General features: G+C 70.9%; 18 protein-coding genes and 4 tRNA genes. 14 read left to right on the top strand and 8 right to left on the bottom strand.

All coding sequences use genetic code 11. The annotated features are described in order from the left end of the window. Nucleotide 1 precedes the first annotated feature (1 nt). Nucleotides 2-2,284 carry a CHAT domain-containing protein gene (locus ACFQQI_RS24190; RefSeq protein ID WP_378569174.1) on the top strand — a complete coding sequence of 761 codons (2,283 nt, stop codon included), beginning with the start codon at nt 2-4 and terminating at the stop codon, nt 2,282-2,284. A 61-nt stretch (nt 2,285-2,345) separates the two neighbouring features. Here the strand turns inward: ACFQQI_RS24190 and ACFQQI_RS24185 are convergent. From ACFQQI_RS24185 to ACFQQI_RS24175, 3 genes are all read right to left on the bottom strand, one after another. Then, nucleotides 2,346-2,420, bottom strand: a tRNA-Val gene (locus ACFQQI_RS24185). Nucleotides 2,421-2,449: 29 nt separating this feature from the next. Beyond that, nucleotides 2,450-2,523: transfer RNA gene (locus ACFQQI_RS24180), tRNA-Cys, on the bottom strand. 31 nt (nt 2,524-2,554) lie between these two features. Beyond that, a tRNA-Gly gene (locus ACFQQI_RS24175) sits at nt 2,555-2,627 on the bottom strand. 122 nt (nt 2,628-2,749) lie between these two features. Between ACFQQI_RS24175 and ACFQQI_RS24170 the strand changes: the two genes are divergently transcribed. Then, on the top strand, nt 2,750-3,571 hold the full coding sequence (locus tag ACFQQI_RS24170; RefSeq protein ID WP_378569173.1) for an aminotransferase class IV: 822 nt from the start codon (nt 2,750-2,752) through the stop codon (nt 3,569-3,571). Here ACFQQI_RS24170 and ACFQQI_RS24165 read toward each other — a convergent pair. Then, nucleotides 3,557-3,985, bottom strand: coding sequence for an SsgA family sporulation/cell division regulator (locus tag ACFQQI_RS24165; protein ID WP_378569172.1), 429 nt, complete (start codon nt 3,983-3,985; stop codon nt 3,557-3,559). The genes ACFQQI_RS24170 and ACFQQI_RS24165 overlap by 15 nt on opposite strands. A gap of 104 nt (nt 3,986-4,089) precedes the next feature. Here ACFQQI_RS24165 and ACFQQI_RS24160 point away from each other — a divergent pair. Both ACFQQI_RS24160 and ACFQQI_RS24155 read left to right on the top strand, forming a co-directional pair. Beyond that, nucleotides 4,090-4,161, top strand: a tRNA-Val gene (locus tag ACFQQI_RS24160). 78 nt (nt 4,162-4,239) lie between these two features. Continuing rightward, nucleotides 4,240-4,878: a sulfotransferase family 2 domain-containing protein gene (locus ACFQQI_RS24155; protein WP_378569171.1), complete on the top strand. Its 639-nt coding sequence runs from the start codon at nt 4,240-4,242 to the stop codon at nt 4,876-4,878. An 11-nt stretch (nt 4,879-4,889) separates the two neighbouring features. On the opposite strand, the gene ACFQQI_RS24150 is transcribed toward ACFQQI_RS24155, so the two are convergent. After that, nucleotides 4,890-5,348 carry a GNAT family N-acetyltransferase gene (locus tag ACFQQI_RS24150; protein ID WP_378569170.1) on the bottom strand — a complete coding sequence of 153 codons (459 nt, stop codon included), beginning with the start codon at nt 5,346-5,348 and terminating at the stop codon, nt 4,890-4,892. A 109-nt stretch (nt 5,349-5,457) separates the two neighbouring features. Here ACFQQI_RS24150 and thrS point away from each other — a divergent pair, with 109 nt between their 5' ends. Then, on the top strand, nt 5,458-7,443 hold the full coding sequence (gene thrS / locus ACFQQI_RS24145) for a threonine--tRNA ligase (RefSeq protein WP_378569169.1): 1,986 nt from the start codon (nt 5,458-5,460) through the stop codon (nt 7,441-7,443). Between the two features lie 2 nt (nt 7,444-7,445). Further along, complete coding sequence (locus ACFQQI_RS24140) at nt 7,446-8,435, top strand: hypothetical protein (RefSeq protein WP_378569168.1); 990 nt, start codon at nt 7,446-7,448, stop codon at nt 8,433-8,435. Here ACFQQI_RS24140 and ACFQQI_RS24135 read toward each other — a convergent pair. Beyond that, nucleotides 8,401-8,901, bottom strand: a complete 501-nt coding sequence (locus tag ACFQQI_RS24135; RefSeq protein WP_378569167.1) for a GNAT family N-acetyltransferase — start codon at nt 8,899-8,901, stop codon at nt 8,401-8,403. The genes ACFQQI_RS24140 and ACFQQI_RS24135 overlap by 35 nt on opposite strands. A 23-nt stretch (nt 8,902-8,924) precedes the next feature. Here ACFQQI_RS24135 and ACFQQI_RS24130 point away from each other — a divergent pair, with 23 nt between their 5' ends. Both ACFQQI_RS24130 and ACFQQI_RS24125 read left to right on the top strand, forming a co-directional pair. Continuing rightward, a complete protein-coding gene (locus tag ACFQQI_RS24130; RefSeq protein WP_378569166.1) occupies nt 8,925-9,449 on the top strand; it encodes an HIT family protein in 525 nt (174 codons plus the stop codon). Continuing rightward, nucleotides 9,446-10,207 (top strand): inositol monophosphatase family protein, encoded by a 762-nt coding sequence (locus ACFQQI_RS24125; protein WP_378569165.1) that lies wholly within the window; start codon nt 9,446-9,448, stop codon nt 10,205-10,207. Before ACFQQI_RS24130 ends, ACFQQI_RS24125 begins: the two co-directional genes overlap by 4 nt. Before the next feature lie 61 nt (nt 10,208-10,268). Here ACFQQI_RS24125 and xylA read toward each other — a convergent pair whose 3' ends face one another. Further along, nucleotides 10,269-11,447, bottom strand: a complete 1,179-nt coding sequence (xylA, locus tag ACFQQI_RS24120) for a xylose isomerase (RefSeq protein ID WP_378569164.1) — start codon at nt 11,445-11,447, stop codon at nt 10,269-10,271. Nucleotides 11,448-11,660: 213 nt separating this feature from the next. On the opposite strand from xylA, the gene ACFQQI_RS24115 reads away from it, so the two are divergent. The 6 genes from ACFQQI_RS24115 to pdxS all read left to right on the top strand — a co-directional run bounded on the left by ACFQQI_RS24115 (nt 11,661) and on the right by pdxS (nt 17,726). Next, complete coding sequence (locus ACFQQI_RS24115; RefSeq protein ID WP_378569163.1) at nt 11,661-12,794, top strand: sugar ABC transporter substrate-binding protein; 1,134 nt, start codon at nt 11,661-11,663, stop codon at nt 12,792-12,794. Nucleotides 12,795-12,906: 112 nt separating this feature from the next. Beyond that, entirely contained in the window at nt 12,907-13,719 is an 813-nt protein-coding gene (locus ACFQQI_RS24110) for an ATP-binding cassette domain-containing protein (protein WP_378569162.1), read from the top strand. After that, nucleotides 13,719-14,966, top strand: coding sequence for a sugar ABC transporter permease (locus ACFQQI_RS24105; RefSeq protein WP_378569161.1), 1,248 nt, complete (start codon nt 13,719-13,721; stop codon nt 14,964-14,966). Before ACFQQI_RS24110 ends, ACFQQI_RS24105 begins: the two co-directional genes overlap by 1 nt. Before the next feature lie 6 nt (nt 14,967-14,972). Then, nucleotides 14,973-16,157, top strand: coding sequence for an ROK family protein (locus ACFQQI_RS24100; protein ID WP_378569160.1), 1,185 nt, complete (start codon nt 14,973-14,975; stop codon nt 16,155-16,157). 24 nt (nt 16,158-16,181) lie between these two features. Next, nucleotides 16,182-16,802 (top strand): phosphatidylinositol phosphate synthase, encoded by a 621-nt coding sequence (pgsA, locus tag ACFQQI_RS24095; RefSeq protein ID WP_378569159.1) that lies wholly within the window; start codon nt 16,182-16,184, stop codon nt 16,800-16,802. 3 nt (nt 16,803-16,805) lie between these two features. Next, the gene (gene pdxS / locus ACFQQI_RS24090) at nt 16,806-17,726 is read left to right on the top strand and encodes a pyridoxal 5'-phosphate synthase lyase subunit PdxS (protein ID WP_378569158.1); all 921 of its coding nucleotides are present in this window, start codon (nt 16,806-16,808) and stop codon (nt 17,724-17,726) included. A 21-nt stretch (nt 17,727-17,747) separates the two neighbouring features. On the opposite strand, the gene ACFQQI_RS24085 is transcribed toward pdxS, so the two are convergent. After that, nucleotides 17,748-18,854: a serine hydrolase domain-containing protein gene (locus tag ACFQQI_RS24085; protein WP_378569157.1), complete on the bottom strand. Its 1,107-nt coding sequence runs from the start codon at nt 18,852-18,854 to the stop codon at nt 17,748-17,750. Nucleotides 18,855-18,901 lie beyond the last annotated feature (47 nt).

Here is an 18,901-nt window from a genome sequence, read left to right as displayed (position 1 = left end):
GATGATCGAGGACGTTCCCGACTACGACGAGCTCCATCTCCGCATCGAGCGCGACACCGATGGGTCCTACCGGGTGCTGGCGTCGACCCCGAGCGGACGAGTCGGACGCGGGCACTTCCGGTCGCCGCTCACGGACGACGAGCTCGACGACTTCGTGGAGAGCGTCGGCCAGGTCCGACGCTCGAGGGGGCCTCAGGACGAGCGCGTCGACGAGATCAAGACGCTGGGCACGGGGCTGTTCGATGCCCTGATGCAGGACCACGTCGCCGCCGTGTACAACGCGGCCAGGGCGGCCGCGGAGGAGAAGCAACGCGGGCTGCGGATCGCCATCAGCCTGTCCGGCGCGCCGGAGCTCACGCGGCTGCCGTGGGAGTACCTCTACTCCCGCCCGAGCTTCCTGTCGGAGTCCATCTACACGCCACTCGTCCGGGCCCTGGACCTCGAGAGCGCCCGCTGGCCGCTGAAGGTCGAGTTTCCGCTGAAGGTGCTCGGGATGGTGAGCAGCCCCGCCGGATATCCCGAGCTGAACAGCGCCGAGGAGCGTCGCAAGCTCGAAGAGGCCCTCGTGGACCTGACGGCCGACGGGCGAGTGTCTCTGGAGTGGCTGGAGACGGGGACCCTGGCCGAGCTGAGCGCACGCGTCTCCAAGCGCGACCCGATCCACGTCCTCCACTACATCGGCCACGGGGCGTACGACGAGGCCACCGAGCACGGGATCCTCGTCCTCGAGTCCCCGCGAGGTCGCCGCGCGGACGATGTCCCGGGCGAGAAGCTGGGCAGGATGCTGCAGGACGAGAAGAGTCTCCGGCTCGTCGTGCTCAACTCGTGCGAGGGTGCGCGCGCCTCCCGGTTCGACCCCTTCTCCGGCGTCGCCGGAAGCCTGATCGAGTTCAAGATCCCCGCCGTGATCGCCATGCAGTTCGAGGTCACGGACGAGGCGGCCATCGCCTTCAGCGGCAGTCTGTACACCCAGTTGGCACAAGGGCTTCCGATCGATGCGGCAGTCGCTCCTGCGCGCCGGGCCATCGTGTCGGCCCAGAAGGAGTCCGAGTTCGGCACCCCGGTGCTCTTCCTGCGCTCTGGAGACACGAGGCTGTTCGACCTCGATCCGACAGTGCCTCCGCCGACGCCGCCGCCACTACCAACGCCGCCGCCGGAACCGAAGCCGGAACCGCCACCGAAACCGCCACCGCCACCGCTTCTGCTCCGGCTCCTGCAGTGGTTCGTCGCGGGGTTCCGGGCGCACGCCCGGCCGATCGCCATCGCGCTGGCCCTGGTCATCGTGGCCGGTGGTGTCGCCTTCGCGATCTCCCAGATCCGCGGCGACGGCCCCGGCCCGCCCGAGGCTGAGGGCGACACGGCTGGCCCTTGGCCGTTGAGCGACTCCCAGCTCCTGATCGCCGCGGGGCCGGACCGGAGCTCCCAGGACATCTGGTTGGTCGACACCGACGACGCATCGCTCAACCGGCGGCTGACCGACAGCGACCTGAAGGAGTGGCTCCCGGCGCTCGGCCCCGACAGGGACCAGATGATCTTCTCGCGGGCCAAGTCGGTCTCGGCCGATCTCTACGAGCTGAGAACCACCGGAGCGGGGGACGACGGCGGTGACAGGCCGCTCTTCGACACCACACCCGAGCAGTGCCAGCAGAGCACGAGCCGTCCGGCCTGGTCGGCGGACGGCACGCGCCTGGTCGTCCGCTGCCTGGGCAGCAACGATGCGATCAACGTCGTGCTCCTCGATGAGACCGGCACCGCGTTGCAGACCTTCGACCCACCGGCTGAATCCGCCTTGCTGAGCCTCAACGACCCCACCTACTCGCGCGACGGCCGCACCATCGTCCTGTGGGGCAGCACCGAGTCTGACGTGCAGGGTGGGTCCCTCTGGGCCATCGACGTGGACACCGGAGCTTGGCGGCTCCTCCTGCGGGCGGAGTTCCCCGGTCAGTACAGCGACCCGGTCGTCTCCCCGGACGGGACGATGATCGCCTTTCGCAAGGACCTCGACGAAGGCGACAACCGGGACTTCGAGATCTTCACCGCACCCTTCTCCAGCTCACAGGAGTCGATTCCGGTCGACAGCGTCGAGCAGCTGACGGACCTCGACGGGCTCGACGAGGACCCGACCTTCTCCCCTCAGGACGGCTCCAGGATCGCCTTCGCCCATGTAGCAGATGACGGCTCCCGCATCTGGGTCGTCGACGCAGACGGATCGGGAGCCCCCGAGCCGCTCCTGCCCGAGCCGATCGGCGACGTCGAGACCGTCCCCGCCTGGTCCCGCCGCTGACGGTCAGAAATCGAAAGAGCCCCTGAGAGGCGTGGTGCCTGCTCAGGGGCCGTTCTCGCTCTGGTGGGCGATACTGGGTTTGAACCAGTGACCTCTTCCGTGTCAAGGAAGCGCGCTACCGCTGCGCCAATCGCCCGGGGTCTTGAGTTAGTCGGAGGGACTGCGTGGAGGTGGGTACGGGATTTGAACCCGTGTACACGGATTTGCAGTCCGTTGCCTCGCCTCTCGGCCAACCCACCATGGAGGCCAAACCAGGGAGAGACCTCTCCGAGCGGACGACGAGGCTCGAACTCGCGACCTCAACCTTGGCAAGGTTGCGCTCTACCAACTGAGCTACGTCCGCTTGCGCTCCGTCCGGTCTCCCGGTCGGCGTGCGTGAGAACAGTAGCCGATGCCCCAGACCATGCAAAATCGACCCCCGAGCCGCGCGTCGTGCGCCGTTTGTGCCCCTTTAGGGTGGCGCTCATGCGCGCGTGGATGAACGGTGAACTGCTCCCCGACGCGACTGCCCCGGCCGTCCTCGTCACCGATCACGGGCTCACCGTGGGCGACGGGGTGTTCGAGGCGGTCAAGGTGATCGGCGGGCTCCCGTTCGCGCTCGACCTGCACCTGGCGCGGCTCCAGCGGTCCGCGGAGGGGCTGGGGCTGACGGGGGTCGACGTCGACGACGTGCGCAGGGGAGTGGCGGCCGTGCTCGACGGCGCGGACCTGCCGCTGGGCCGGCTCCGCATCACGGTGACCGGCGGGCCGGCGCCGATGGGGTCGGGTCGGGGCGATGCGCCGCCGACCGTGGTCGTCGTCGCGGACACGATGAAGGCGTGGCCGGGGACGACCGCGGTGGCGACGGTGCCGTGGCCCCGCAACGAGCGCGGCGCGCTGGCGGGGCTCAAGACCACGTCATATGCCGAGAACGTGATCGCGCTCGCCGCCGCGCAGCGGCAGGGGGCGAGCGAGGCGATCTTCGCGAACCTCGCCGGACACCTGTGCGAGGGCACGGGATCCAACGTCTTCTATGTCGTCGACGGCGAGCTGCGCACGCCGACGCTGGCCAGCGGCTGCCTGGCCGGGGTGACGCGGGGCCTCGTGCTCGAGTGGTACGGCGGGCGCGAGGTCGACGAGCCGATCGAGGCCGTCGACGCGGCAACCGAGGTGTTCCTGGTGTCGACGACCCGCGACGTGCAGGCCGTCGCGCGCTGGAACGACCGTGAGCTGCCGGCGCCCGGTCCGGTCACCGCCGACGTGGCGGCCCTGTGGCGGAGCCGGGAGCCCGAGCTACTGGGTCTGTGACCCGGTGAGCGACTCGACCAGGAGGTCGAGGTCGATCTCCTCCGTGCCCTGCGGCACCACCACGAGCGTGCGGGCGAGGAACGACCCCAGCTCGCGGCTGGGGAGCTGGGTGACGAGCCGCCCGTTGGGCGAGCTGAGCTCGAGCACGACGGCGGCCCGGCCGTACTCGTCGATGCTCGGCCAGATCATGACGTCGCCCTCGCCGGCCGGGTCGGTCAGGCCGACGAGCAGCAGGTCGCGGCCGATCAGCCAGCGCACCGGACCGGACTTCTGCCCGAAGGTGAACTCGATCGCCCATGGGTCGGCCGGGTCGTAGGCGAGCAGGGCGGGCAGGTCGATGCTGCGGCCCCGCGCGTCGAGGCACTGGAGGGTGACCTGCTGCGAGAGCCGGCGCGGCATCGGGAGGCGATTCACGCCTAGGAGACGGGCGGCAGGAAGGGTCGTGACGCGGAGTTCGCCGACCAATCTGTGCCGAATGTGAAGGTGGCCGCAACGTAGGCTAGAGTCGGCGACCGCACGGGCGATTGGCGCAGTGGTAGCGCGCTTCGTTCACACCGAAGAGGTCACTGGTTCGAACCCAGTATCGCCCACCGATGCGCTCCACACTGATCGACATCTGATCGACATCTGATCGGCGCCGGCTCGGCAACGCAAGCGAGGATGGGCCCATGACCTCGGACGTTCACGGCGTCGTCACCCGGCCCTCGGCCAAGCGGTTCAGCCTCTCCGTCAGCGACCCGGGGCGATTCATCTACGTGCGCACCGCCAAGGTCGCGACCCGGTCGATCTCGGCGGCGTTCGCCAGCCGGCCCGACCTCGAGGTCGTGATGCACCGGGGCGGCCTGAAGCGCTGGCCGCAGGGCCCCCAGCGCCAGTACGCGGCGTTCGGCTTCGTGCGGAACCCCTACACCCGGCTCGTGTCCTGCTGGCAGGACAAGGTGGTGGGCGAGGGGCAGGGTACGTCGCGGCCGACCGGCGTCGAGGGCGGCACGTTCGAGGAGTTCGTGACCGCGCTCGAGACGACGGACCTGCTGGTCACCAACCGGCACGTGAAGCCGCAGACCGCCACGCTGCCGCTGGACCGGCTCGCGTTCCTCGGCCGCTTCGAGCGGCTCCAGGACGACTGGGAGCAGGTCTGCGAGCGCCTCGGGGTCGGCGAGGTCCCGCTGCCGCGGCAGAACGTCTCGGCGACGCCGCCGCAGCCGGTGCGGATCGACCCGGCGCTGGCCGCGCGGATCGTGCGGCTCTACGCCCTCGACTTCCAGGTTTTCGGCTACGACTCCGAGGTGCCCGAGAAGCTGCGCTGACAGCCGCTGACTCAGTCGATCGACAGCGTCATGTAGCGGCTGTGCGGGTCGAGCGCGTAGTCGGCGAACGGCTCGCAGTCGACGAAGCCGTGGCGCTGGTAGAGCCGGTGGGCGGCGTCGAAGTAGTCCTCGGTGCCGGTCTCGAGGCTGACCCTGGCCAGGCCGCGGTCGCGGGCCTCGGCGAGCAGCCAGCCCAGCACCGCGGTGGCGATGCCGCGTCCACGGGCGGCGTCGGTCGTGCGCATCGACTTGATCTCCGCGTGGTCGGCGGTGAGCTGCTTGAGAGCACCGCAACCGAGCAGCTCGCCGCCGTCGCGGGCGGTCACGAACGTGATCGTCGAGTCGGCGAGGGCCGCGTGGGAGAGCGCGTGCACGCTCTCGGGCGGCGAGGTCGCGTGCATGTCGGACAGGTGCTCGTCGAGCAGCGCCACGACGTCGGGCGTGAGCGGGTCGTCACGGCGTACCTCCACGACGACGAACCCTACGGCCGCACGGGAAACCGCCGCGCGGCGGTCCGGGACCGGTCGATACGATCGGGAGACGCCCGGAGCGACCGGGACGCCACCCGAAGGAGACACCGTGCCCGACATCAAGATCGTCCTCGTCCACGCCGACGCGCGTGAGGACCGGACGGTCACGACGGGCACCAAGGCGTGGGAGCCGTTCGCCGAGGACACCGCGGTCATCGCGGCCCGGGTCAACGGCCAGCTCCGGGACCTCTCCCACGAGCTCGCCGACGGCGACGAGGTCGAGGGCGTCGCGATCGACAGCAGGGACGGCCACGACATCCTGCGGCACTCCACCGCGCACGTGATGGCGCAGGCCGTCCAGGAGCTCTTCCCGGAGGCGAGGCTCGGCATCGGTCCGCCGGTCGAGAACGGCTTCTACTACGACTTCGACGTCGAGACCCCGTTCGTGCCCGAGGACCTCGAGAAGATCGAGTCCCGGATGCGCAAGATCATCAAGGAGGGGCAGCGCTTCTCCCGCCGGGTCACCACCGACCACGACGCGATCGCCGAGCTCAAGGACGAGCCCTACAAGATCGAGCTGATCGGGCTCAAGGGCTCTGGCAAGTCCGACGACGCCGCCGAGGGCGCGAGTGTCGAGGTCGGCGCGGGCGACCTGACGATCTACGACAACATCCGCCGCAACGGCGACGTCGCGTGGAGCGACCTGTGCCGCGGGCCGCACGTGCCGACCACCAAGCGGATCCCGGCGTTCAAGCTGATGCGCACCGCCGCGGCGTACTGGCGCGGCAACGAGAAGAACAAGCAGCTCCAGCGCATCTACGGCACCGCCTGGGAGTCCAAGGAGGCGCTCGAGGCGCACCTGCACCGCATCGAGGAGGCCGAGCGACGCGACCACCGCAAGCTGGGCCGCGACCTCGACCTCTTCAGCTTCCCCGACCTGATCGGCCCCGGGCTTCCGGTGTTCCACCCCAAGGGCGGCGTGATCAAGCGGGAGATGGAGGACTACGTCCGCGCGCGCCACATCGAGGCCGGCTTCCAGTACGTCGGGACCCCGCACATCGCCAAGGAGGACCTCTACTTCACCTCCGGCCACCTGCCGTACTTCGCCGACGGCATGTTCCCGCCGCTGGAGGCCGAGGGACACAACTACCGGCTCAAGGCGATGAACTGCCCGATGCACAACCTGATCTTCCGGTCGCGGGGGCGGTCGTACCGGGAGCTGCCCCTGCGGCTCTTCGAGTTCGGGACGGTCTACCGCGACGAGAAGTCGGGCGTGCTCCAGGGCCTCACCCGGGTCCGGATGATCACCCAGGACGACTCGCACTCCTACGTGACCCGCGAGCAGGCGCCCGGCGAGATCAAGCACCTGCTCGACTTCGTCCTCGGCCTGCTCAAGGACTTCGGGCTCGACGACTTCTACCTGGAGCTGTCCACGCGCGACGACTCCCGGGACAAGTTCATCGGCAGCGACGAGCAGTGGGCCGAGGCGACGGCCGTGCTCGAGCAGGTCGCCACCGAGTCCGGGCTCGAGCTCGTGCCCGACCCGGGCGGCGCGGCGTACTACGGCCCGAAGATCTCCGTGCAGACCCGCGACGCCATCGGCCGGACCTGGCAGATGTCGACGATCCAGTACGACTTCAACCAGCCCGCCCGCTTCGGCCTGGAGTACCAGGCCGACGACGGCTCCCGCCAGGAGCCGGTGATGATCCACTCGGCGAAGTTCGGCTCGATCGAGCGCTTCCTCGGCGTGCTCGTCGAGCACTACGCCGGCGCGTTCCCTCCGTGGCTGGCACCCGTGCAGGTGCAGGCGATCCCGGTCGCGGACGCCTTCTCCGACTACCTGCACGACGTGGCGAAGCAGATGCGGGCCCGCGGGCTGCGGGTCGAGGTCGACGACTCCGACGACCGCATGCAGAAGAAGATCCGCAACGCGCAGCTCCAGAAGGTGCCGTTCATGATGATCGCCGGCGCCGACGACGTGGCGGCAGGTGCGGTGTCGTTCCGCTACCGGGACGGCCGCCAGGACAACGGCGTACCTCTCGACGAGGCGATCCAGCGGGTCGTCGACGCGGTGGCATCGCGCGAACAGGTCTGATCGTGAGGCGGCGCGGCGCGGCCTTGGTGGCCGTCGCCGCGCTGCTCACGGCCTGCTCGTCGGGCGGCACGGGCGGGGAGGCCACCGCGGAGCAGGCGACGACGCCTGCTCTGCCGGCGACGCCGTCGACGCCGCGCCCGACCGCCGTCGTCACGCCGACCGCCGACGCCGAGTCGGCGCGCCTCGAGGCGCTCGCGCAGCTCGCCGAGCAGAAGGCCGGCGAGATGCCGAGCGAGTCCCCGTCCCTGTCCTCGCCGACCTCTCTCGTCGAGGGACCCGTCATCGGCGCCGACATCAGCTGGCCGCAGTGCCCGAAGGGGATGGGCATCCCCGAGCGGCCGACGCTGGGCCTGCCGATGCCGCGCGACGACGCGGAGTACGTCGTCGTCGGCCTCACCAACGGACCCGGCTTCACCGCGAACCCCTGCCTGGCCGACCAGGTCGACTGGATCCGCGAGCGACAGCTGCAGGCGGCGGCGTACGCCGTGGCGAGCTGGCCCGACGACGCGATGATCGCGGAGCACGGCGCGGACGGCCCCTTCGACGCCACCACGGAGCTCGGGACGCTCGCGAACACCGGCTACCAGCAGGCGCTCGCGAACGTCGCGACCATGCGTGCCGCCGGGCTCGACTCGCCGATCGTGTGGGTCGACGTCGAGCACGTCCGCGACTTCGAGTGGAGCGCCGACCTCGAGGCCAACGGGGCGGTGGTGCAGGGCGCGACCCGGGGGTACGCCGACGCCGGGTACGACGTCGGCGTCTACTCGACGCCGTACCTGTGGCGCGAGGTCGTCGGTGACCTCGCCCTCGAGCTGCCCGAGTGGCGCGCCGCCGGCCAGACCTCGCAGGAGGAGGCGCTGTCGCGCTGCGGCGACGACTGGCAGATCCAGGGAGGCGAGGCGGTGCTGGGGCAGTGGGTCGAGGGCCAGCGGGACCTCGACGTGACCTGCCCTGGCGTCACCGACCTGGGCGAGTGGTTCCGGCAGTACTGACGCGCTTCTCGTAGCGCCGGCAGGGCGAGATGTACGCCGTACCGCCGGCCGTGACCTCGTAGGGCAGGTCGCCGGCGTCGTACCAGCCGTGCTTCTCGTAGAAGCGCCGCGCCCGCGCGTTGCCGACGACCACGGCCAGCCAGACCACCTCGTGCCCGGCCTCGGCGAGCCGGGCCTCGGCGGCGGCGAGCAGCGGGCCGGCGACCCCGGAGCCGTGGGCGTCGGGGTCGACGAAGACCTGCTCGACCTCGTCGCCGGCGACCATCGTGAACCCGACGACCCGGCCGTCGACCTCGGCGACCGTGGTGTCGGCGACCCGGGCCGGCGTCCGCTCGTGGAAGGCCGCGAGCGTGCGTGCGGCGGTCAGCCCCTCCGGCACGTGTCCGGGGTGGGCGACGTGCCAGGCCCGGTGCCAGATGTCGGCGACGGTGGCCATGTCGTCAGGAGCCGCGGGACGGACGTGCACGGCACCACCCTAGGGTTGTGGCCATGAACGATCCGGCCGGCCACGAACGCGACGGCTTCGAGGGCTTCGACCGGCTCTGGACGCCGCACCGGCTGGCGTACGTCGTACCGAGCGTGACGCCCGACGACCGGGGGTGTCCCTTCTGCGTGATGGGCGACCTGCCGCTCGAGGAGAGCCTCGTCGTCCACCGGGGCAAGAGCTGCTTCGCGGTGCTCAACCTGCACCCGTACAACCCGGGCCACATGATGGTGCTCCCGCACCGCCACGTCGCCGAGCTCGACGACCTGACGACGGAGGAGGTCACCGAGCTGATGACGATGACCCAGGACGCCGTGCGGGTGCTGCGCCGGGTGAGTGGACCGCACGCGTTCAACGTCGGGCTCAACCTGGGCGGCGTCGCGGGCGGATCGCTCTCGCAGCATCTGCACCAGCACGTCGTGCCGCGGTGGTCGGGCGACGCGAACTTCATCACCGTGCTCGGTGGCACCAAGACGCTGCCGCAGCTGCTCGCCGACACGCGCGCGCTGCTCGCCGAGGCCTGGGCATGAAGCTGGCGCACGACGCCGCGCTCGCCGCGCGGCTGGTGCGTGAGGCCGGCGAGCTCGCCCACCGGATGCGCGCCGAGGGCCTCGAGCCCGACACCAAGACCTCGATCTCCGACGTCGTGACCGCGGCCGACCACGCCGCCGAGCGACAGGTCGTCGAGACGCTGGCCGCCGAGCGGCCGGACGACGGCGTGCTGGGGGAGGAGGGCGCCTCCCGGACCGGCACCTCCGGGCGGACCTGGATCATCGACCCGGTCGACGGCACCTACAACTTCGTGGCCGGCATGGACTGGTGGTGCTCCGCCCTCGCGCTCACCGACGGCGACGAGCTCGTGCTGGGCGCGGTGCACCACGCCGCCACCGGCCGCACGTTCGTCGGTGGCCCCGGCCTGCCGACCACCGTGGACGGCGTACCACTGCCGCCGCTTGTGGACCGGCCGCTCGCGGCGTCGTGCGTCACGACGTACCTGCACCCGCCGAAGTACGACGGCGAGGCCGGCGCGGCCTTCCGCCGGCTGGTCGGGGGAGCGGCGACCCTGCGGATGCTCGGGTCGGCATCGCTCGACGCGACCGCGATCGCGGCCGGCCAGCTGCACGTGCGCTGCCAGGACTCGCTGCCGCCCTGGGACGACCTCCCCGGCGCCGCCCTGATCCTCGGCGTCGGCGGCGCGACCACTCAGGTCGAGGCCGGCGGCGTCACCTGGTACGCCGCCGGCGTCCCGACCGCGGTGGCCGACATCGAGAAGGCCCTGCTGGGGTAGTCCCTGACGTTCTCGGGGTCTGCGCGCGGTGCGAACCCCGAGAACGTCAGGGACCATCGCCTCAGCGCACGCCGTACAGGTGCTCCAGGGCGAGCTGGTCGAGGCGCTCGAAGGCCATCCCGCGCAGGGCGGCGGCGTCGGGGTCGAACGACTCGGAGCGCAGGTCGGCGATCGTCTCGCCGGCGGCCAGCGAGGGCTGGGCGAGCTGGTCGAGGCGGGCGTCGAGGAGGGCCTGCTGGACCTCGGGGTCGGCGCGGAACGCCTGCACCTTCGAGCGCAGGATCAGGTAGTTGCGCATGCAGGCGCGGGCCGACTCCCACACGCCGTCCATGTCCTCGGTCCGCGGCGGCTTGTAGTCGAAGTGACGCGGGCCGTCGTAGCCGCCGTTCTCGACGATGTCGACGGTCCAGAACGCACCGCGCGCGTTGCCGGCGCCGAAGCGCAGGTCCTGGTCGTAGCGCGGACCGGTCTGGCCGTTGAGGTCGATGTGGAAGAGCTTGCCGTGCCACAGCGCCTGGGCCAGGCCGTGCGCGTAGTTGAGCGACGCCATCTCCTCGTGGCCGACCTCGGGGTTGAGGCCCACCAGGTCGGGGCGGTCGAGCTCGTTGATGAAGGCCAGCGCGTGGCCGACGGTCGGCAGCAGGATGTCACCGCGGGGCTCGTTGGGCTTGGGCTCGATCGCGAACTTCAGGCCGTAGCCCTGCTCCTCGGAGTAGGCGCCGAGGACGTCGAACGCCTCCTTGTAGCGCGACAGTGCCGACTTCACGTCCTTGGCGGCGCCCGACTCGGCGCCCTCGCGGCCGCCCCACGCCACGAAGATCTTCGCGCCCAGCTCGGCGGCCAGGTCGATCTGGTCGGCGGCCTTGCGGATGGCGAAGCGGCGTACGTCGCGGTCGTTGTTGGTGAAGCCGCCGTCGCGGAAGACGGGGTGCGAGAAGAGGTTCGTCGTCACCATGGGCACGACGAGGCCGGTCTCCTCGAGCGCCTTGCGGAACGACGTCAGCCGCTGCTCCTTCTCGGCGGGGGAGGCGTCGAACGGGAAGACGTCGTTGTCGTGGAACGTGATGCCGTAGGCGCCCAGGTCGCTGAGCAGGTGGATGGCCTCGGCGGGGTCGAGCTCGGGGCGCACGGCGCCACCGAAGACGTCCACGCCCTGCCAGCCGACGGTCCACAGGCCGAAGGAGAACCGGTCCTCGCGGGTGGGGGTGAAGGCGGCGGGGTCGGTGCTGCTGGAGCTCATCGGGGTCCTTCTTCCAAGACGGGTTTCTAGACGGGTTTCGATCACGATTCGGTTACGCGCACGCAGGGAGACGCTTGGTTGGAACGTGCAACAAAACACGCGCTCACAACGCCTTGCCGGGCCCTGTCGGCATGAGTATGTTGTCCCGGACAACATATACCGTGATGGCGGTCACAGCACAGTAGGCGCGTGGCGGTCACACGAGTCCGAGCCATGGAGGTCGAGGAAATGGTCAGGAACAAGGGAGCGCGGTTCGCGTCCCTGGTCGCGGTGGGGGTGCTGGCGTTCGGTGCCCTCGCTGCGTGCGGGGACGACTCCGACGGCGGCGACGACGGCGGCAGCGACGGCGGCGGCAGCGCCTCCGAGGGCAAGGTCGGCGTGATCCTGCCGGACGAGACGACGTCCCCGCGCTGGGAGGCCAACGACCGGCCCAGCCTGCAGGCCGCGTTCGACGACGCGGGCGTCGAGTCGATCATCGACAACGCCGGCGGCGACGTCGCGAAGTTCGGCGAGATCTGCGACAGCATGATCAACGAGGGTGTCACCGTCCTGATGATCGTCAACCTCGACTCCGAGTCGGGCAAGGCGTGCCTCAGCAAGGCCGCCGAGGCCGGGGTGCAGAGCATCGACTACGACCGCCTCACCCTGGGTGGCGGCGCGTCGTTCTACGTCTCGTTCGACAACGTCGAGGTCGGCCGCCTGATGGGCAACGGCCTCGCCGCCTGCCTGGAGGACTCGGGCAAGACCGAGGGCAACATCATCTACATCAACGGCGACCCGAACGACAACAACGCGGCGCTGTTCAAGTCCGGGTACGACGAGGTCCTCAAGCCGATGACCCAGTGGAAGCTGGTCGGTGACCAGAGCGGCTTCTGGGACGCCACCAAGGCGGGCGACGCCTACGAGCAGCTCTACACGCAGAACAACGGCAAGATCGACGGCGTCGTGTCGGCCAACGACACCATGGCCGGCGGCATCATCGCCCGCATGAAGGACAACGGCACCGCGGGCGACGTCCCGGTGACCGGCCAGGACGCCTCCGTCGAAGGACTGCAGAACACCCTCGCCGGCTACCAGTGCGGCACGGTGTACAAGAACACCGACCTCGAGGCCCAGGCCGCGTCCGAGCTCGCGATCGCGCTGATCAACGGCGACGACCCGTCGTCGATGGCCACCGGCGAGGTCGAGGACACCGAGACCGGTGAGATGGTCCCGTCCGTGCTGGCCACGCCGGAGTGGATCACGGCCGACACGGTGAAGACCGTGATCGACGCCGGCTTCCAGAGCGCCGACGACGTCTGCGTCGACGAGTTCGCGAAGGCCTGCGAGAAGGCCGGCATCCAGTAACACTCGCGTTCGGGGGCCCGTTCCAGTCGGGACGGGCCCCCGAACCACCCTTGTCATGCCCGGAGACCCCCGACCGGGTCCGGGTCATCCACCATCGGCGGAGGAGAACCCTGTGTCCGTCCCAGCCACCGAAGAGGCAGCACCGATCACATCGGACCAGCCGCTGCTGAGCCTGCGGGGCATCCAGAAGAGCTTCGGAGCCGTGCACGTGCTGCGCGGCGTCGACCTCGACGTCCGACCCGGTCACGTGACCGCGCTGGTCGGCGACAACGGTGCCGGCAAGAGCACCCTGATCAAGGGCATCGCCGGCATCCACGCCTTCGACGAGGGCGAGTACTTCTTCGACGGCCAGCCCGTGAAGGTCCATGGCCCGAAGGACGCCAACAACCTCGGCATCGAGGTCGTCTACCAGGACCTCGCGCTCTGCGACAACCTCGACGTCGTCGACAACATGTTCCTCGGCCGCGAGCTCGGGCCGTCGGTCCGGCTGGACGGCGACGCCATGGAGCTGCGGGCGCGCGAGACGCTCGACGGGCTGTCGGTGCGCACGCTGAAGTCGGTGCGCACCCATGTCGCGGCGCTCTCCGGCGGTCAGCGGCAGACGGTCGCGATCGCCCGCGCCGTGCTCTGGAACTCCAGGGTCGTCATCCTCGACGAGCCGACCGCCGCGCTGGGCGTCGCCCAGACCGAGCAGGTCCTGCTACTGGTCCGCCGCCTCGCCGACCGCGGCCTGGGCGTCGTGCTGATCAGCCACAACCTCAACGACGTCTTCGAGGTCGCCGACGACATCGCCGTACTCTACCTCGGCCAGATGGTCGCCCAGGTCCGCAAGGACGACGTCACCCGCGGCGAGGTGGTCGAGCTGATCACGACGGGCTCGTCCGAGCAGCGCGGCGGTGCCGCCGAGACCAACGGAGAGATCTGATGAGCGCCCAGACGACGGCTCCCACCGAGGAGCGCGCAACGCTCGGCACCATCGGCCGCGCGTACGTCGAGAAGGTGCGGGGCGGTGACGTCGGCTCGCTGCCGGCCGTCCTCGGCCTGCTCGCCCTGGTGATCGTGTTCTCCGTGATGCGGCCGGACACCTTCACGACCGAGCTCAACTTCGCGAACCTGATCGGCCAGTCCGCGGCCGTCATGGTGCTGGCGATGGGCATCACGTTCGTGCTGCTGCTCGGCGAGATCGACCTGTCCGCCGGCTTCACGGGCGGTACGGCGGCAGCCGTGCTCGGCATCACGCTCACCAACAACGACTGGCCGCTGATTCCGGCGCTCATCGCGGCGCTGCTGACCGGCACGGTGATCGGTCTCGGCATCGGCCTCCTGGTCGCACGGATCGGCATCCCGTCGTTCGTCGTGACGCTGGCGCTCTTCCTCGGTCTCCAGGGCGTCATGCTCTGGCTGATCGGCGAGGGCGGCACGATCGGCATCCGCAACGACTTCGTCATCAAGCTCAACAACGGGTCCATGCCGTTGTGGGCGGGCTGGACGCTGGCCGTCGTGGTCATCGTCGGGTACGGCGCGGCGGGGTTGCTCACGATGCAGAGCCGGCGCCGCAAGGGCCTGGCCGCGCAGCCGATGCTGCTCTGGCTGCTCAAGACCGGCGGGCTGGCGATCCTGGTGCTGGGCGTCACGGCGTACCTCTCGGCGGAGCGCAGCCCGAACCCGGCGCTGAAGTCGCTCAAGGGCGTGCCCAACGTCGTGCTCGTGATCCTGATCCTCGTGGTCGTGCTCGGCTACCTGCTGAACCGCACGTCCTGGGGCAAGCACATCTACGCCGTCGGCGGCAACGCCGAGGCCGCGCGCAGGGCCGGCATCAACGTCGCGTGGGTCCGGGTGTCGTGCTTCATGACGTGCTCGACCATCGCCGCGGTCGCGGGCATCCTCGCCGCCAGCCGCACGAACTCGGTCTCGCCGAACACCGGTGGCAGCGACACGCTGCTGCTCGCGGTCGGAGCGGCCGTGATCGGCGGAACGAGCCTGTTCGGTGGCAAGGGGTTCATCACCGATGCGGTCATCGGCGGCCTGGTGGTCGCGGTGATCCGCAACGGCATCATCCTGCTCGACCAGCCGTCCAGCGTGTACTACATGGTGACCGGTGGAGTGCTGCTGCTGGCCGCCTCCGTCGACGCACTGAGCAGGCGACGCGCCACGGCAACCGGACGGGTCTAGCCCGCGATGCCCACCCCCACCGGCGTCGGCACCGAGGAGCTCCGGCGCGCGAACCTGCGCGCCATCCTCCAGACGGTGCACCGCCGCGGACCGACGACGCGCGCCGTGCTCACGAAGGAGCTCGGGCTCAACCGGAGCACGATCGGCGCGCTGACCGGAGAGCTGCAGACGCTCGGTCTCGTGACCGAGCGGACGGCGGTGGTGGGTGGGCGCGGGCGCCCCTCGCACCTCGTGGTGCCCTGCGAGGACAACGTCGTGGTGGCGGTCGACGTGGGCGTCGACCGGATCGCCGTGGCCCTGGTCGGCCTCGGGGGACAGGTCCTTGACCGGCGTACCCGCGGCCACCAGCGCGGCGAGCACGACGTCGCACACGTCGTCGACTCGGTCACCCAGATGATCGAGGAGAGCCTCGCCACCTCCCAGCACGGTCGGTGCCTCGGTGTCGGCGTCGCCGTGCCGGGCGCCGTACGGGCCGGCGACGGGCTGGTGCGGTTCGCACCCAACCTCGGGTGGACCGACGAGCCGTTCACCGCTCTGCTCGCCGAGCGGCTGCAGCGGCCGGTCTCGACCGGCAACGACGCCAACCTGGGCGTGCTCGCCGAGCACATCCGCGGTGCGGCGGTCGGATTCTCCGACGTCGTCTACCTCAGCGCGAGCGTCGGCATCGGTGGCGGCTTCCTCGTGGGCGGTCAGCCGCTGACCGGGGCGAGCGGGTACGCCGGCGAGGTCGGCCACATGCAGGTCGACTCGCAGGGGCCGACCTGTCGCTGTGGTGCCGTCGGCTGCTGGGAGATGAAGGTCGGCGAGAACGTCCTGCTCCAGGCCGCCGGCCGGCTCGCCGGCGGCGGACCGGCCGCGGTGGCCGAGGTCATCGCCGCCGCGCGGGCAGGGGAGGTGCGGGCGCAGGAGGCCGTCGACGACGTCGCGGCCTGGTGCGGCGTCGGCATCCGGGCGATCGTCAACCTGCTCAACCCCCAGGTCGTCGTGCTCGGCGGCAGCCTCTCGCAGGTGTGGCGGGCGGCCGAGACCCGGGTGCTCGACTCCGTCGAGGGCGGCAGCATGATGGCGCCGCGGGCCGAGACCGCGATCCGCTCGGCCATGCTCGGCGACGACGCGTCGCTCGTCGGCGCCGCCGAGCTCGCCTTCGAGCCGGTGCTCGACCGGCCGCAGGCCGTGCCGCAGGCTGTCTGATCTCCCGGTAGCCTGCTGCCCGCCATGATGGAACGTTTCCGCGCCTTCTGGACGAAGGTCATCTCGCCGATCGCCAACCTGCTGATCCGGCTCGGCGTCAGCCCGGACGTCGTCACCCTCGTCGGCACGCTCGGCGTGTGCGCGGGTGCGCTCGTCTTCTTCCCGCAGGGGATGCTGCTCACCGGGGTCCTGGTGATCACCGCGTTCGTCTTCAGCGACCTCATCGACGGCCACATGGCGCGGTCGATGGGGCGGGTCAGCAAGTTCGGGGCGTTCTGGGACTCGACGCTCGACCGGGTCGCCGACGGCGCGATCTTCATCGGCCTGGCGCTCTACTTCGCATGGGAGGAGCCGAGCCGGCTCTACCTGGTGCTCAGCCTCGTCTGCCTGCTGATGGGCGCGGTCACGTCGTACGCCCGCTCGCGCGGCGAGACCCTCGGCTTCAACGTCAAGGTCGGCATCGCCGAGCGGGCCGACCGGCTGGTGGCGATCCTGGTGATGACCGGTTTCAGCGCCATCTTCGACCTGCCGGTGCTGCTCTACATCGCGCTCTGGGCGCTGTCCATCGCGTCGACGATCACGGTCGCGCAGCGCGTGTGGGTGGTCCGGAAGCAGGCTCTCGCGGAGTCCGGCACTACGATCTGAGACATGGTCGACAGCGCCCCCGAGCACACCCCAGACAGCACGTCCGGCACCGGCACCACCCGCGTCAAGCGGGGCATGGCCGAGATGCTGAAGGGCGGCGTGATCATGGACGTCGTCACGCCGGAGCAGGCGAAGATCGCGGAGGACGCCGGCGCCGTGGCCGTCATGGCGCTCGAGCGCGTGCCCGCCGACATCCGCGCGCAGGGCGGCGTCTCCCGGATGAGCGACCCGGACATGATCGACGGCATCATCGAGACCGTCTCGATCCCGGTGATGGCCAAGGCCCGGATCGGCCACTTCGCCGAGGCGCAGGTGCTGCAGTCGCTGGGCGTCGACTACATCGACGAGTCCGAGGTGCTCACGCCGGCCGACTACGAGAACCACATCGACAAGTGGGCGTTCACGGTGCCGTTCGTGTGCGGCGCGACCAACCTGGGCGAGGCGCTGCGCCGGATCACCGAGGGTGCGGCGATGATCCGCTCCAAGGGCGAGGCCGGCACCGGCGACGTCTCGAACGCCGTGACCCACATGCGCACGATCCGCAGGGAGATCCGCCGGCTCGCGGCGCTCGAGGGCGACGAGCTGTACGTCGCGGCCAAGGAGCTGCAGGCGCCGTACGACCTGGTCAAGGAGGTCGCCGAGCGCGGCAAGCTGCCGGTGGTGCTCTTCACCGCGGGTGGCATCGCGACCCCCGCCGACGCGGCGATGATGATGCAGCTCGGCGCGGAGGGCGTGTTCGTCGGTTCGGGCATCTTCAAGTCCGGCAACCCGGCGCAGCGGGCCGAGGCGATCGTCAAGGCGACGACCTTCCACGACGACCCCGACGTGGTCGCCAAGGTCTCGCGCGGCCTCGGCGAGGCCATGGTCGGCATCAACGTCGAGGAGCTCCCGCAGCCGCACCGGCTCGCCGAGCGCGGCTGGTAGACCCGGGCCGGGTGGGTCCGGTCAGCGCAGCGCCTCGGTGACGACCCGGGCCGCGTCGCGCACGCCGTACTCTCCACCGGTGACCGCGGGTCCCATCCGCACGACGACGGTGCGGCTGGCCGGATCGACCATCGCCACCTGGCCGCCGAGGCCGAGGGCCGCGAACAGGGAGCCGCGGGCGCCGGGCACGAGTCGGCCGACGCGGGTCTCGATCGGCCGGCCGTCGGCGTCGACGGGGTCGGTCGCGCTGCGGAGCACCCCGCGCCGGTTGACCCACCAGAGCAGGCCGTACGCCGCGTTCAGGTCGGACGACGAGCGTCCGACCGACTGGCGCACCCAGCCGCGGGACAGCAGCCGCCGGCCGTCGACGACCCCGCGCTGCAGGTAGAGCCGGGCGAAGCGGGCGAGATCGAGACAGGTCGACTGGACGCCGAAGTAGACGTTCGTCGAGCGGCCGCCGAGGTCGCGGGTCATGGTCGTGTGCGTCATGCCGAGCGGGCCGAAGAGCCGGTCGGCGGCCAGCTTGTCGGTGGGCCGGCCGGTGGCCCGGCGCAGCACGCGGTCGAGCACCTGGATCGCGGCGTTGTTGTAGGCCCACACCGTGCCGCGCGGGTGCTGCTGGCCGAGACCCACGGCGTACGCCGTGCGGTCGCGGGCAGCGGTGAGCGCGACGTAGTCGGACTCGAACGACCAGAAGCGGCCGCTGGTGTTGCTGAGCAGGTCGCGCACGGTGACGCGGGACGAGTCCGTACCGCGCCACGACGGGACATGGCGTGCCACCCGGTCGCCGAGCCGGAGGTCGCCGTCGCGGACGGCGATGCCGACGAGGGCGCTGGTGATCGACTTGGTGACCGAGAAGGTCTGCCTGCCGACCGTGCGCGGGGTGCCCCAGTTCCAGTCGGCGACCAGCCGGCCGTGCCGGACGACGGCCAGGCAGGTGCTGTCGAGCCGGCGGGCGTCCGCGGCGATGCTCGCCAGGCGCTGGGGGCGGAAGCCTGCCGCGGCCGGCGTGGTGGTCGGCCAGCCGTCGACGCGCGGTTCCGAGCCCGCGGCAGCGACGTCGGCACCGGCCGGACCGGGGGCCAGGAGCGCCAGGCAGGCGGCAGCCGCCACCAGGGTTCGTCTCACAACGAGAGGATAGGGCCGTCTCGGTCGGCCCGACCGCTGCTCGACGG

Source organism: Nocardioides sp. GCM10030259, from assembly GCF_042666375.1.
In the GTDB taxonomy this organism is placed as follows: Bacteria; Actinomycetota; Actinomycetes; order Propionibacteriales; family Nocardioidaceae; genus Nocardioides.
The sequence above is the reverse complement of the archived record's forward strand: the minus strand, read 5'-3'. Positions and strand labels throughout refer to the sequence as shown.